Origin of the sequence: Alteromonas sp. KUL150, assembly GCF_009811475.1 — a bacterium.
Classification (GTDB): domain Bacteria; phylum Pseudomonadota; class Gammaproteobacteria; order Enterobacterales; family Alteromonadaceae; genus Alteromonas; species Alteromonas gracilis.
Map to the genome: position 1 here is coordinate 1 of NZ_BLIJ01000016.1, position 14302 is coordinate 14302.

The following is a 14302-nucleotide window of genomic DNA, read 5'->3' on the forward strand; positions in this document are numbered from 1 at the left end:
CATAACCGTTCAGGTTTATTTTCTGAAGTATCCAATCACAGAAAACAAATGGATTTAACAATCTTTTACTATCAATCCTTAACTCATTAATGGCTCCTACTTGTAAGTGACACTTTGAATGTGTAGTGACAGATGCGTCAAAATCTAGTCTGATGTGTGACGTATTGACAACATTAATACCCTTATCAACCCATGACTCAACACCGAAAAAAAGATCTTCTAATATATCGATTCCACTCTCTTCTGCACTTTCCAAAATATCATCATAAGCATTTGAAATTTTAACTGGAACCGGAAAATAAGCGAGCTTTGCTTTCCTCAATTCATTTCTATCCCACTCAAAAAATAGTTGTAAAAACGACTTGTCAAAAAGTAAAAAAGAGAATTGCCGAGAGTCAATTAGATTTTGATACTCACTACCGTAGACTCGGTTTGAGAAAAAGCCGCTTCTATAGCCGTTCCAACTTATTGTGCTGGCTGTCGTCGCAACATTGGTTTCCAGAATGAAGTCTGCGAATAGCTGGTTAATATCTTGAAAAGCCCTTTCTATGTCAGCTCTTAACACTAAGTTTTCCCTTATATCACTATTCGTCGAAATCCATTGACTGCTGTATGAACTCCTTTAGTAGAGCTGGGTTTTCTTGCTTTAGTCGTTCTAAAAACTCTTGGTCTTTTTCAGTATCTTTATCTGACTTAGAAAGCAAGAACCTTCTTCTAGCAATATCATTATCGTTAGGTCGGACATACTTAAATTTAGGCAATTCTTTCATAATCTCTGTTATTTCGTTTTCCAGAGAATCCATACCTGTCCCGCTTCCTGTTACGTAGCACCAGCCTCTGGATCTTGTCATGGCAACAAAAAATGAGTTCCGCTTTTTAAAAGAGTAGTCATTGGTAATACCCTGACAGTTAGCTACAAAGACTATATTGGATTCGTTACCCTTGGCTCTGAACGGTGTAGTAAGAACAACACAGTCTTCCTCGAAGAAGTGTCTATTTGACTCTATGAATCCCGGCATTATTGCTCTTATCGAGTGCTGATTGAGTCCCGAGCGTATCTTTTTTAAAAACGTTTCAGAATTTCTAGTGTCAGTTGCTATAACAAAGATCTCGTGAGGTTTAACGCCTTGTTCGTCTTTTAAACGTTGTACTTTGTTGACGATATAAGCTACTTCTTCATCTTCATTATCGAATTTGTTGACGTTTATTAATTTGTCGAGATCGCCTTGATTCTCACTGATAAGTTTCTCTAGCAAGTTAGTGCTATTTATATCTAGTCGTTCCACTTCAACTTCATCACCAGCTTTGATCTCTGAAGCTCCTCTCGGAGAGTTAACTTGGTACCCGAGTGCTTCCCAGTCCTTTGTTCTATCAACGCTATCTACCACACCGCCTTGCCTTTTAATTCCAAGGGCGACCCCATGTGCAACCATAAGAACGTTTCTAGGGTTTCTATAGCAATTCGGCAGTATGAAGTCTTTATTCACCCCACCTTCATACTGTCCTTGCAAGGCCTCTTGGTTAAAACGCGGTCTATCATCTTTGTTATCGCCGAATAGTTCGTGAAACTCTCTTATCTTCAATTTCTTTAGTGATTGAAAATCGTCATATGCGACCACGATCCTTTTCGGGTCCTTTGTGATCTGATGTACTATCTCGAAAACTTTGTTTGGAAAATCTTGAGCTTCATCTATTAATACCAAATCGTAAATCGGCTCTAGCCGGTCACCCAAAGAATCCTCTAAATGCTTATAGATAGCCTCTAACTGGTCTACATGCCTCGGGATTTCGCGAAGAGTTAAAGGAGATAGCCCATACTTTTTGCATAGCATTGAGTAGAGTCCTTCGCCGCTGGTTCTGCCTCCCCAAGCATGAAAGATATCTATTGCGCCTGTTGGTAATGCCTTTTTTGCTTCCTTCGCGTAATAGTCACCTATTTGTTTCTCAATTGAGTGATAAAGACTTTGAGTGTTAAACAAATACAGAATCTTATAGTGAGGAAGTCTTATTGCCGACAGTGCTGCTTTCAATGATAAAACTACCGTCTTACCCGTACCTGCTAGACCACGGATACGTTGCGGGCCATTTGGTATTTGCATCGAAACTTGTCGTTGTGCGCTATCCCGTTTGAAGGTTCTTTTTAACGAAGTATTGATGAACTGGCTGATAGTTTGCGGAGCATCGGAAGTACTGGTCGGTGAAGCTAAGTTTTGATAATCCCATGTTCCCTCTATCAAACTCAAAATATCATCAAATTGTTCTTGAGAACCATTCCACGTTTGTTGCTTGATTAGCCCAAGAAGATTGTCTCCGTAATCGTCTTGTCCGCAGACCTCAGCAATTATTAATTCATCAGCTGTGTATTGCTGAAGTGATGAAGCTAGGTTTTCTCTGAAAATGATAATCGAATTAACCGAAACCAAAGTCTCCTTTTTCCTTCGACTATAGAGGCTCTTTGAGCGTTTCAACCTTGATTCAATTTCATCTACATAATGCTCTAATACAACATCTCTGGAGTGCATCGAGCCATCTGGAGTTCTCCATACCCGACCGTCATCCTCGATGTCTTCCAATTTTTCATGAAAGACATCTATTAAAGTTATTCCATGCTCTTTCGTAACAATAATAAATGTGGGTACATCTTTAGGCGATGGAGTACCAAGAACTGGGATTTTATATGCAAAGTAGCCATCCAAGTTTTTTAACTCTTCGTGCAACAGTCGCCATATCTCAGTATCGTATGGGACATTATCTATCTCTAATGAACCTGGAAGGTACTGCATAGCCATTTGGAATATCCTTGTCTCTATTTCTATTATCTGAGTATAAGGTCGCAAGATAAGTTTTTATAGCTAAAAGCCGTGAAACTGTACTAAATCCGGTTAGGCTTCACTTTATTAGATACATCCTCGACGTCGATAATTAGCTTCCCATTCTTTAGCTCTCTTAGTGTATGAGGCAACGGCTCTTTCGTTAGATAGCGCGAATCTGTCTTTGACCTGTTTGATCTCATCCATCTCAATTCCTGACAGTTGGTTACCAAACATCTTCGGGATCACGTGACTGTAGTGCTGTTCAATCATTGATATTGACGTACCGCACTGCTTGGCGAGTATTTCCATGCTTACTCGTTGCGCCATGAGTTCCCATGTTATGTAGCTGTGTCTCAGTGAGTAAAGAGTACGTGTTCCATGATGCGATTCTTTGATTCCTAGCTCGTCCAATACGGTGGTAAAAGTTCTGCTTAGCTCCTTTGTAGTCTTTCCGTTTTTGAGCCTGAAAATTAAGTCGCTTGGTTTACGGTCGCGGAAGTCTCCGGTTAAGCCCCAAATTGCATCATAGATGTTTGCATTGCATACAACTTCTCGAGTGCCTGTAAACTTTGTTGTTTTTCCTTTTCGTACAGTTAGGTAGAAACGTGCCATATGATTCTGAGTCTGGATATGTAAGTCACCCCAAGTCAGCTGGTTCAACTCAGAACCTAGTCGAAGTCCGGTATTGATGGCGAACTCCATATAGTAGAAAAGACAGCTTCTGATCTGCGCAGTCACCTCTTTTCTGGCGCTTTTTTCCATCTCTATTACTTTGTCGCAAATACGTTGATACTCTTCTGGTGTGAAAGACGCGCGCCTTGTTCCAGCCTTACCTACATTGTTTAGGTTCGGTACCTGTATTGGGGACATCCACTGATTGTCCAATGCGATTTTAAAAACCATATTTAAAGCTGCGTTATGATTGAGGATCGTTGACTTGGATAAATCCTTCTTAGCGATCTCTCTGCGTTTTACGTTGAATTCACGCAGCTTATCTTGGTCAATAGATGTGATATAGGTCCGGTCAAAGACTGGAATGTTATACTTTGTCAGTGCGCCAATATAGTCCTTGTAAGCAACCTTGCCTGTGCCCATTGCAAGTTCGTGCTCCATTTGTTCAATAGCTTTCTTTGCGACATCACGGAACCGCTTGCTCGTCGATAGCGTGCCAGTTTCAATTTTGATCTTGTACTCAGTTCGAAGATACCGAGCGGTCGCCTTTGCTTCTTCTAAGTCCTTTTGTTTTGTTGCTTTGCAATACCATTTCCCAAACAGCTGAAAACGTGCGTACCACCGTTTACTGTTATCCTGTAAAAAGACATACAACGTATCATCGATGTCATGTCGCTCAAGTTGATTAGCCATTGCGTACTGCCTTGCAAAGAATAATATCGTGCGTACTTGGATGGTACGTGAAACGCTTTCAGTCGCAACCGGAAGTAGATAGTTGCTGTTAAGTCTTATTAACGTTACCAATCTTTTGTCTTCTAGACGACGTTTAAAACTTGATAGCGACAAAGTCAATTAAGGGCGTAAAGATCCTACAGCTCACAAAATGTTGATTAAAAAATGAACATCCTGTAAGTTGAGAGTATCCTTTTTCTTTTTTTTAACTTCGCGCATGTAAAGGATGACACTGATGCGATTCAGGACAAGTGTTCAGGCAAAAATCTTAACAATAATTAGCATCATCTTCATCTCTACTGGTTGTGCCCTTCAATATGTCGATACTGAAGGCAATCACAATACGATTGGTTTTGTGAATATCAAAAGCAATACAAATCTAAACAGCGAATACTGCACTGTTGAAAACATTGAAGTAACCACCTTTGGCATAAGCGGGATAAACATGCCCTCTCATGGTGCATTGACCTTGGGCTATTCCACTAATACCACCAAAATAATTCAATCAACATCAAGAAAGGAAACAGACGATGAAATGGAGAACTAGTCTAATTTTTATCTTAGCCTCCTTAACCATGGGATGCGCAAGTCGAGACGAAGCGGTATTTGTAACTAGTACATCGATAAGCGTCTTGGAGGGAGACACTAAGCCCGCAGGATTAAATGTCGGTTACAAAAGAGTGGAAGGATACATCGGACCTAATAATGCCGATGGCACTGCGCCACCAGTATTAGCCTCTATCGAGTCGAACTCTTCAATCACCAATCCAAAATATCGTCAGCTTTATGCCACTGGGGACGCGGCTGTTATCGCGGTTGGTGGGCAGCCTGCTGCCGTATCGACAGGCTCAGTAACCAAATCTGATGTCATGTTTTTTGGGACATCTACAAACATAGGCTTGAGTATTGGCACGACATCGGACATTCCTGACAGCTTTAACTTAGGATACAAGAGACAAGAATTATCTGTCATTCCTTTAGTAAAAGACGGTAATAAGTACCGATACCCGTCGGTCATAGCATCGATTGATAATGTAACTGAAACCAGTGTTGAAGATGTATCGTTGAATACTAATCAATTCTTCGCATCAGGTAATGCAGCCCGTGCACTTGCGCCAGAATTAGGCAACACTTTCATAGAAAGATCGAATGTTACACTCGATGCCGCGCAGAAGGTTGAGTCAAGTAGCATACTTAGTTGCTATTCAGGGGTTGCACTAAATGACTTGGAAAAGGTTTGGAGGCATGCCACTGACCTCAACCTATTTCGAGAAGGAGAAGCCGAACTAGGAGAAATATATACTTTTTTAATGGAGCAACTTGACAGTGCAGTTGGTGTAATCGCTCCCACGCCCAATAGCGTTGACAATGGGGGAGCTGACACAAGAGGCAATAATAGCCCACATATTGTCGTAACTAACTACGACGTTCTGGTTAAAGCTAACAAAGTCTACTCGCAGTCTGTCAATATATCGAATGCACTAGAAACTGATCGATTAGTTAATTTAAAACAACACAGAGCGTTTGTCTGTGGCCTTTCCAAAACCAATCGTTAATGGATTCAAATATGCCTAGCATGACTATTTTGTGTAAAGAATGCGCTAAAAAAAAGCGCGAGATAGAAGAAAACGGTGCATTTGAAGTAGTTTCTTGTAAGCCACTAAGCGGGCAGCAAAATGTGCCCGAAGAACAGAAGAAATGCGGGATTAAATGGAAGATTCGTAGGTCATAAGGTCACACACTACGGCGCTATAAGAAAATAGACTAAATGCAATAATCTATCTTTCTGTTAATCAGAAAGGTGCGGAACTTTAGGGGGGCGTTAGTAATCTCTTCGAAAGCCGAAAGGAGTAGTTCCACACTGTCGTTTATCGCCTGACTTTAGGTTCTATGTTTCAAACATAGCAGAACAGTGATTACTTTTTATAAAATAAATATTAACCACGACGTGAGCTTAGATGTACGTAATTAACGCAAGGGATAACAATGGATTCAAAAAGCATCATGTTTGTGGGGATACTTGCACTGATATCTGTTCACAGCATTGCCCAACAGCAACAAACAGTACAAGACATTCAAGCTACAGGAATGGACCTTCGTGAGATGGCCGAGCAGTTAAATCTGGACCGTTATGGAAATCAAGGCATTTCGTCGTTCAACAATCCACTCGACTTAAGGAATTATCAAATACCCTTTAAATACGTTAAGCCAGAACAGTTTATCCCAAAAAAATATGTGGGTGATCAGCGTGATGAAATATCTGAGCTACTCCAACAATTACAAGGGCTATGTCCAGACTGTAAAAATATACACGAACTACCCTCGAACAACTATCGACTCATTAGGCCTTCAATACCACTCAGAGTAGAGCCAGTCTTACAAGATAAATGCAGCGTCCCAGATTGGCTGCGCAAAAAGAAAGGGGCCTTAACCGTGTATTCATTCACGAAAGACATACCGTATCCGGAAAACGGGTGTGAGCGAGAGACAATATCCGCGCTGATTGACAATATTGTAAAGGTTAAAGGTGAATAAGGTGATGCGAATTTTATTATTAATCACACTCTTTCTAACTGCTATTGTCAGTGCTAACGAACACAAAGATAAAGATTTCTGGCAAGATATTGAAGCACTAAAAAAAGAGAGCGAATTGAAAGAAGAACAAAATTATTATGAAAGCCTTTTACGCCATGAAGCTTTTGAGAAAGAACGGTTTGCCTATGATGTATTCACATTCGATGACAATAAAAATTCATTCACATTCCAAAATATTCAAACATGGGTGATTTTTGTCATTGTCATGCTGTTAGTTATTAGCGGAGTTTATCTTGCCTATTTGCAATTTAAACTCGATGAAAAAAAGGCTTTGGCCCAACTTGAAATTCAAAAACTTCTGGCAAGAAATTCAGCGACTGAACCACAACTAGGGACAAGCGCAGATAATGGCGAAAATTCATTCGAAGTAAGCACATCTGGTATCAAGATCACATCTTCGGTTATAGGACTCGTTGTACTCGCCATGTCTTTTGCTTTTTTTTACATGTATGTGTTACACGTTTACGACCTGAAGGTAACAGCCTACTGAACATTGCGTGAATTCAGCTAAATTTAAATAGATGTTAAGCCGTTTCATATTTTTACAAGGACGATTTGAGTTTTCTTCGCTAGACGCTGACATGGTCATGATGGCTCTTCTGGACTGGTTTTAACATCATTTTGGAGCGTGGAAAGTGATGAGGTTGAAAACATTAGTATACACCAAAGGCAACAAAATTCCGGTAGATATTGGCCAAGTGTTTTGTTTATACGTTCACATACAGAATACTATTCGCATGGGTTCCATTACGTGTAGATTACTTTTAGTCCATGGGGTTTACACTATCGTGCAAGCACAATACCTCGGGGAGAATTGATATGACGGGAAGAGCTGAGGCTCAGAACGATATGCGTCGAGAAGCTATAAGAAGAGGAGGGGATTCGAAAATTGTTGACGAGTTTATAAGAGAAAGCAACCAAGCTATGGAGCCGTTGGCAAATGGCATTTTAGCAGTGTTCTTGAAAATTCTAGCTTGGGTATTGTTGTTGTTTGTTATGCATGCAGCCTACCAAATAATTCCCAGCCTGATAGGCGGATTAAAAGTGTGGCTCAGCAACCCTTTTTATCGCGTCGTAGCGGTCGTTATTGCGATTGTGTTCGCTTGGGTGCTATTGGTGATTAAATACCGCTGGATGATTGCTTATGGATTGATGGAGACTGCTTTCGGCGTCGCTACGCTGTATGACAACGCTACTGACTTTAGTCAAGATAAAGCAAGTTTCTTGGTTATGTTTGCGGCAATGTACATTTTGGTGAGAGGCTTTGAAAACCTGCGGAACGGATACAAAGTCAAGCATGCTAAAGAGTTACATCCGACTTAGCAAGATTAATTCGCCACTAATCACCTAAACGAAAAAAAGTAACTTTAATGTGTATTAACATAACCTAAAAATATCCATATAAAACAGTTAGCTATTGTCACTAAGCCATATATACTCGAAGTAAGCGCATTATTTTTTCTTTGCAAATGAGTATTTATGGCTAAGCAGTTAGCAAGACACGACATCGACGACACGCTCTACGTTTTCCTGCAAGATAACAGCAAAAAGTGGTACGCCCGTTTTCAGCTTTTCGGGAAATGGCACTGCAAATCAACTAAACAAGTTGATAAAGAAGAAGCTGTAGCAGCGGCTAGATTGCTACGCATGGAGTGGAAAATAAAAGCGGAATCAGGAACTCTCACAACGAGCAAGCGTTTTCGCGATGTAGCTGCGAAGAGTATTCTAGCAATGGAACATGAGCTTGCGCACGGCGGCGGTAAAGTTAGCTACAAAGACTACATGGGAGCTTTGAAAAAATATCACATTCCATTTTTTGACCGCACGGATATCACTTCTATTGACCAAGACAAGCTTAAAGAGTTCGACATTTGGCGAATACAAAAGGCTGGAAAGGTCCTTAACAAGTCTACACTACTAAATCATAACGCTGCGCTACAAATGGTGTTTAAAGCTGCGGTCGAAAACCAATGGATGTTGCCAGTTCAGGTTCCTGTATTAAGTAACAAAGGAGAGCAGGGGGCTAGGCGTGCTGCTTTCAGTGAAGTTGAATATGAAAAGGTCGTTGAAACTCTCGAAAATATGAGAGACAACAGCCGTAAGGAAAAAACGAGGCAAATAAGAGAGTTGTTACTTGATTATGCTGACGTAGTCATCAATACAGGTATTCGTCCCGGCACTGAAATGGAAGAACTGACTTGGGCTGACGTCTTAATGACAAGGCAAGAGCACCAAGTCATTTTTAAAATTAAGGTACGAAAAGGCAAGACCACGAAACACACGGGTACGAGAACCGTCGTGTGCAAAGATGAGTTTGTCTTTCCCCTAATGAACTTAATGGAGCGTTTCCCTAATCGCCGACCGTCTGACAAGATATTTGTACTATCTGACGGTTCAAGTACCAACGAATTAGGCAGAACCTTCGTATCAGCACTAGAAGAAGCTGAGCTGAAGGCCAGCCCAGATGGACCTAGAACACTCTATTCGCTGCGCCATACTTACATAACTTGGCAATTACTTAGCCGAACTTTAAGAGTTGATGTACTTGCTCGACAATGCGGTACTAGCATTGCGATGATAGAGCAACATTACAGTCATGTCGTTCCTAGTATGTTTGAGCAGGAGCTATCCGGAGTAACGTTCGAAAATAAAGAAGAAAGGGCAAAAAGCAAACGTGCGCTCGCACGAGGATTGAAAACTAAAGAGCTACTTACACAGCGTTTCAAGGCTTGGGAGACTGAATATAAAAAGCGTGGATGTATCTAGAGTTACACTGAGCTTTAAATATCTGATGCTTTGGAGAGCCTGTAACAGATTCTGTGTAACTGCCATTAGTTAATATGTTTTTCGAGGCGTTCCTCGAACTCGATAATAAATCGACTCATCGCCTGACGCCAGTTTTGAATCGGCATTGACCATTTCTTACTGGCATCTTTTATTGCTAAGTACACCATTTTTCTAGCGGAATCGTCGCTGGGGAAGATTTTCCGTTTCTTGATGGCTTTGCGGATAACGCTGTTCAACGACTCAATGGCGTTGGTGGTGTAAATTGCCCTGCGGATGTCCTCTGGGTAATTAAATAAGGTGTTGAGATTATGCCAGTGCGTCCGCCATGATTTAGCGATTTGTGGGTACTGTTCGTCCCATGTTTCAGCAAACCGTTCTAGTTCAAGCAGAGCTTCATCTTCTGTTGCTGAACGGTATACGCACTTTAAATCTGCTGTGACAGCTTTGTAATCCTTCCATGACACGTATTTTAGTGAGTTACGCACCATGTATACGATACAGAGTTGAATATGGGTTTGTGGGAAGACTGCATTAATGGCATCTGGGAAGCCCTTGAGACCGTCCACACAAGCGATGAGAATGTCTTCTACGCCACGCTGCTGAAGTTCGGTTAGCACGTTTAGCCAGAACTTAGCACCTTCATTCTCGGCTATCCACATACCCATCAACTCTTTGTGGCCTTCGGTATTGATGCCCAAGGCCAGGAAGATAGATTTGTTGATGATGCGCTTATCCTGGCGTATTTTCACCACGATACAGTCGAGGTAAACAATCGGGTAAATCGCATCTAACGGGCGCGACTGCCATTCCACAACTTGCTCGATAACTGCATTAGTGACGCGAGAAACCAATGTTGGCGATATCACTGCACCGTACCATTCATCAAACGCATTGACAATTTCACGGGTACTCATGCCTTGTGCATAAAGCCAGAGGATTTTATCGTCCATGGATGTGAAACGGGATTGATGTTTTTTAATGAGCTTAGGCTCGAAGGAGCCTTCACGGTCACGAGGTGTGTCGAGTTCAAACTCGCCATCTTCGGTTTTTACGCGTTTGCTGCTCTTACCGTTGCGACTGTTTGATGATGTAGACTTTTGATTTTTCTCGTAGCCAAGATGTTCATCCATTTCTGCGTTCAAAGCCGCTTCAACGGTGATTTTCTTCAACATCTGACTAAATTCGTTTAAGTCCTCAGGCGTTTTAATTCCCTTGGCCGCTTCCTTTGCGAAAGCTTCAAGCTCTTTCTTATTCATGTTCATCTGCCTATTCTTAACTCTCTATAGAGTAAATTGAGATAGGCAGTTACACAAAATTAGTTACAGTCTCGCTTTGGACTTGTAGCTTTCTAATTTTCTAGCACTGCCAATATCTAACTCAAATTTCATTTTTTCTGGGTAATGTCGTGCAGAGTCTAAGGCTGGCTCCATTGGACCATAGTAAACAATGTTCAGCTTACCTGCGGTGTACTGAATAAGCATGAGTTCATCTGCTAAATTGGCTGTAGAAGCTGAGATTGCAACAAATCCATTTACCTGAGCTGTTGCTTTTACACTTATAGTTTTGCCGTGCTTTGATATTACGTCAAAACCGTGCTGATTAGCTCTAGAAGCTAATGCACCACCAACTTTTAAAGCACAATAAAATTCACCGATTCGACCTATTAAATGTCGTACTTCGGTAGCTTTTACTCCAAACTCTTCAATCTCTAATTTGATCAGAGCGTAATATTGTTCATAAAGCTCCTTAATTTTATCAATACTTATCGAATTAAGTTGGGTATTTACGTGCAACTTGGTATCGGTATTTGATGTGTTATCAGGTCTAGATATATCCTTTATCTTGTTGTGATGTATTGAGGAGTCATTCTTTGTGGAAAAGAGTTTATGTATCTTCGAAGCGAAGTCAGGATGAATGTCTATTGGATGAAGCTTGTACCAACTAGGATACTGTTCAAGCAGGTCACATGCTTTTTTCCATGAACTCACCTTTATCTGACGCTGTTGTTTAGAGGACGGTAACCTATCGCTTTCAGATAGCAATTCTGATAAGGCTTCTGAACTTGTTTGTATGTGGTATTTCCTTAAACCATCAGTACCTCGAGTACCTATAAGTGATAAGGTTTCTCCCTCTCCACCAAGCTTCAAAATAACTTCTTGCATAAGCCTACTGTTCAGTTAATTGTTGTCTTTATGATAAGGCTACCAAGTTGCCTCGTATTCATTGGATTCCCCGCGCCGTTGAGGATACTGATGTTGAGTTGCTTCGCTAGCTCGCGAAGTATCGGCTTAGCTGGAGTGAGTACTTGATTATCTCTTTCGACTTCTATTGTTCCGTTTTCCAACTCTTTGATTGTGTAATCTGAAATTTGAATAGATTTTAATACACTGATATTACTGTTTGGCTTTTTGATGCTGATAAGTTTTGATAGTGATATTGCCAACTTCCCACTAGTACCGCGCGTTTCGCGCATCAAACTTTCAGCAACTCTTTTTTCTTCATTTAGGAGAGTTTCGATTTGCATCTCTTCAGTGTTGATTCTTAGAATAATAATGCGGTCAACTGATATCAGTGTGTTGGGGTTGAACGCTATATGCCCACTAGAACCCATCACAGCCGTCGTTTTGACGGATATTCTCTCGCCGTTAGCACCGACGACATCATAGCCTTGTTGATTCACTTCTGTAGCCATTTGCCCGTTTGTAATCAGTGCGGCATAAAGTTCACCGATTCGGCCAATTAAGTGCCTAAGTTCAGTAGGAGGCACGCCCCAAGTTAATTCTCGCTCGAACCAAGACATAGCTTCTCCCAGCGACTGAATTATTTGCATTTGAGTTAAAGCCATTGCTCTTCCTTAAGAATCATATGCTGGCCCTGAAACTGAGTTTTAATGCATTCTAGAATAGCTAAGTTTACTTCCATTATTCTACAAATTCAGATAGGAGAGGGTATATTCGGTCTTTAAATTGAAGCATGTAGCTATCTCTCACACCTCTTGAGCCGCTAGGATGGGGTAAGCATACAACATGAGTGAAATCGTATGGTGATTGCTCGATAATCGAAAAAACAGTTTCGGCTTCACTACTTGTCTATAACCACTTTGTTTCTGCCGGTCTGTTTAGCGTTGTATAAATTTTTGTCGGCCCTTTTAAGCGTCTCTTCCCAATTGCGATCATATTTGTTTGCTATTGTTCCACCAATACTCACCGTGACAGACATTGTATGGTCATTACCCTTGATTGCTAAGTTATTAACCGCAGACCGAATTCGTTCGGTGGTATTTTTTAAACTAACTGAGTCTATATTTGGAAGAAGTAAAACAAACTCCTCCCCTCCAAATCTGCAACAAAAGTCATAGTCTCTAACTTCTTCGGCTACACAACTCGTAACAGCCTTAAGTGCTAGATCTCCACTTAAATGCCCATAGGTGTCATTCAAAAATTTAAAGTGATCAATATCAAACACACAGATACCAAGGGGGTGACTAAGTCTTTTGAACCGAGAGAACTCTTTATCAGCTTTAATTGCAAGGCCTCTCCTATTAGACCAGCCAGTCAAATAATCAGTAAGCATTGAATCTCTGAGTGCTAATTCTTTTTTCCAAGTGACTATGTAATTGAAACCTATAGTCAGCAAAAAGATAAAGGCAATTATTACGAATGAGCCTGCGGTTTGCAGGTAATCATTACCAAAAAGGCTTAACCGCTCATCGCTAATGGCTATAGCAAAGAGTCTTATGGTCATTAGAGTTGCAAAAATAGTAAGCGTAATGAGCAAAGGCCAGAAGGAATGTGAATCTTTGCGATACAAATTCTTGAACAGCAAAAAGGATGAAAATAGGTCAAGCAAAATGATGATAGGGCTAAATACGAAAAAGCGAACTTCAACGGAATTGGCGACCTCAGGGACTGCGTGTAAAGCTACTGACAAGATAAATATACTACTTACCAATAAAGGAATGGGCCTTGTATATAGATAAACGTAAACGCCATTCAAAATGGCCGCGTGCGCCGCGTAAAAAGATGCATTTGCAATTACCGGAGATATCGCCTTTTCAGGGGCGAATATATTCAGACACAAAGCGACAATGTTTGATAGAGCGAATAAAACACCAGCATTTAGCCAATACTTTATGTATTTCTCGTCGGGGCTGGATAAATACGTTAGCCCCATATTCAATGTCATAATGAGACTTGCAAGGAGAGTACATGAGATAAGTGTTATTAAATCCATTTAATATCTAGAACTTTGAGTTAAGCGTCGAATTCCGAATTTGTAAGTCTATATTGATAGCAACACTGTTCAAACAATAATATGCAAGTATTTTTTGCACATTTAGAGAGGAGTTGTATAGCTAGCCTAAAACTCTTACTGTCTTTCGACAATATACTTTGTTTAACTAAAGTGTGCTAAAAACTGCAATTTACACGTTTCCGCCGAAAGACAGCCTCACTCCCTGAGTTCTTCAACAACTATTTTAACCAAACGTGTATGATTTGACTGATGTACGTATATCGATACAAGTAAATAAAAAAATATAGGTAACGTTAATGAAGATTAACGCAAACTAAATACTTAACTAAACCAAATGTTATCGACCCTTAAATTCCATGTTTGAAGAGGGTGTTACGCGGATATGTTGAACTAAAGTTGTAATAGCTTCTTTGGTACAAATTTTCTTCCAGACACAAAAAAACCGACGC

At 40.7% G+C, this 14302-nt stretch carries 13 protein-coding genes; 6 read left to right on the forward strand and 7 right to left on the reverse strand.

The window, feature by feature from the left end; genetic code table 11:
* The 3 genes from GVO62_RS03345 to GVO62_RS03355 form a co-directional block, all read right to left on the reverse strand.
* Positions 1 to 565 (reverse strand): DUF2290 domain-containing protein (locus GVO62_RS03345; protein WP_159117731.1); only part of this gene is annotated, 565 nt, incomplete at its 3' end.
* A 19-nt stretch (positions 566 to 584) separates the two neighbouring features.
* On the reverse strand, positions 585 to 2789 hold the full coding sequence (locus GVO62_RS03350) for a DEAD/DEAH box helicase (protein WP_159117732.1): 2205 nt from the start codon (positions 2787 to 2789) through the stop codon (positions 585 to 587).
* Positions 2790 to 2897: 108 nt separating this feature from the next.
* Positions 2898 to 4178 (reverse strand): tyrosine-type recombinase/integrase, encoded by a 1281-nt coding sequence (locus tag GVO62_RS03355; protein ID WP_159117733.1) that lies wholly within the window; start codon positions 4176 to 4178, stop codon positions 2898 to 2900.
* A 274-nt stretch (positions 4179 to 4452) separates the two neighbouring features.
* Between GVO62_RS03355 and GVO62_RS03360 the strand changes: the two genes are divergently transcribed.
* From GVO62_RS03360 to GVO62_RS03385, 6 genes are all read left to right on the forward strand, one after another.
* Positions 4453 to 4764 (forward strand): hypothetical protein, encoded by a 312-nt coding sequence (locus GVO62_RS03360; RefSeq protein ID WP_159117734.1) that lies wholly within the window; start codon positions 4453 to 4455, stop codon positions 4762 to 4764.
* Positions 4748 to 5773, forward strand: a complete 1026-nt coding sequence (locus GVO62_RS03365) for a hypothetical protein (RefSeq protein ID WP_159117735.1) — start codon at positions 4748 to 4750, stop codon at positions 5771 to 5773. Before GVO62_RS03360 ends, GVO62_RS03365 begins: the two co-directional genes overlap by 17 nt.
* Positions 5774 to 6203: 430 nt before the next feature.
* Positions 6204 to 6752, forward strand: coding sequence for a hypothetical protein (locus tag GVO62_RS03370; RefSeq protein ID WP_159117736.1), 549 nt, complete (start codon positions 6204 to 6206; stop codon positions 6750 to 6752).
* 1 nt (position 6753) lies between these two features.
* Positions 6754 to 7302 (forward strand): hypothetical protein, encoded by a 549-nt coding sequence (locus GVO62_RS03375; protein ID WP_159117737.1) that lies wholly within the window; start codon positions 6754 to 6756, stop codon positions 7300 to 7302.
* Between the two features lie 329 nt (positions 7303 to 7631).
* The gene (locus GVO62_RS03380) at positions 7632 to 8135 is read left to right on the forward strand and encodes a hypothetical protein (RefSeq protein WP_159117738.1); all 504 of its coding nucleotides are present in this window, start codon (positions 7632 to 7634) and stop codon (positions 8133 to 8135) included.
* A 156-nt stretch (positions 8136 to 8291) separates the two neighbouring features.
* A complete protein-coding gene (locus tag GVO62_RS03385; RefSeq protein ID WP_159117739.1) occupies positions 8292 to 9578 on the forward strand; it encodes a site-specific integrase in 1287 nt (428 codons plus the stop codon).
* 65 nt (positions 9579 to 9643) lie between these two features.
* Here GVO62_RS03385 and GVO62_RS03390 read toward each other — a convergent pair whose 3' ends face one another.
* The 4 genes from GVO62_RS03390 to GVO62_RS03405 form a co-directional block, all read right to left on the reverse strand.
* Entirely contained in the window at positions 9644 to 10855 is a 1212-nt protein-coding gene (locus GVO62_RS03390) for an IS256 family transposase (protein ID WP_159117740.1), read from the reverse strand.
* 63 nt (positions 10856 to 10918) lie between these two features.
* The gene (locus GVO62_RS03395; protein ID WP_159117741.1) at positions 10919 to 11761 is read right to left on the reverse strand and encodes a DUF6998 domain-containing protein; all 843 of its coding nucleotides are present in this window, start codon (positions 11759 to 11761) and stop codon (positions 10919 to 10921) included.
* A gap of 11 nt (positions 11762 to 11772) precedes the next feature.
* On the reverse strand, positions 11773 to 12444 hold the full coding sequence (locus tag GVO62_RS03400) for a DUF6998 domain-containing protein (RefSeq protein WP_159117742.1): 672 nt from the start codon (positions 12442 to 12444) through the stop codon (positions 11773 to 11775).
* A gap of 236 nt (positions 12445 to 12680) precedes the next feature.
* Complete coding sequence (locus tag GVO62_RS03405) at positions 12681 to 13784, reverse strand: GGDEF domain-containing protein (protein ID WP_159117743.1); 1104 nt, start codon at positions 13782 to 13784, stop codon at positions 12681 to 12683.
* Between the last annotated feature and the right edge of the window lie 518 nt (positions 13785 to 14302).

Excerpts from the sequence above, each read along its gene's own strand:
- GVO62_RS03350 (WP_159117732.1), bottom strand. The coding sequence starts at position 2,789 with ATGGCTATGCAGTACCTTCCAGGTTCATTAGAGATAGATAATGTCCCA.
- GVO62_RS03355 (WP_159117733.1), bottom strand. The coding sequence starts at position 4,178 with ATGGCTAATCAACTTGAGCGACATGACATCGATGATACGTTGTATGTC.
- GVO62_RS03360 (WP_159117734.1), top strand. The coding sequence starts at position 4,453 with ATGCGATTCAGGACAAGTGTTCAGGCAAAAATCTTAACAATAATTAGC.
- GVO62_RS03365 (WP_159117735.1), top strand. The coding sequence starts at position 4,748 with ATGAAATGGAGAACTAGTCTAATTTTTATCTTAGCCTCCTTAACCATG.
- GVO62_RS03370 (WP_159117736.1), top strand. The coding sequence starts at position 6,204 with ATGGATTCAAAAAGCATCATGTTTGTGGGGATACTTGCACTGATATCT.
- GVO62_RS03380 (WP_159117738.1), top strand. The coding sequence starts at position 7,632 with ATGACGGGAAGAGCTGAGGCTCAGAACGATATGCGTCGAGAAGCTATA.
- GVO62_RS03385 (WP_159117739.1), top strand. The coding sequence starts at position 8,292 with ATGGCTAAGCAGTTAGCAAGACACGACATCGACGACACGCTCTACGTT.
- GVO62_RS03390 (WP_159117740.1), bottom strand. The coding sequence starts at position 10,855 with ATGAATAAGAAAGAGCTTGAAGCTTTCGCAAAGGAAGCGGCCAAGGGA.
- GVO62_RS03395 (WP_159117741.1), bottom strand. The coding sequence starts at position 11,761 with ATGCAAGAAGTTATTTTGAAGCTTGGTGGAGAGGGAGAAACCTTATCA.
- GVO62_RS03400 (WP_159117742.1), bottom strand. The coding sequence starts at position 12,444 with ATGGCTTTAACTCAAATGCAAATAATTCAGTCGCTGGGAGAAGCTATG.
- GVO62_RS03405 (WP_159117743.1), bottom strand. The coding sequence starts at position 13,784 with ATGACATTGAATATGGGGCTAACGTATTTATCCAGCCCCGACGAGAAA.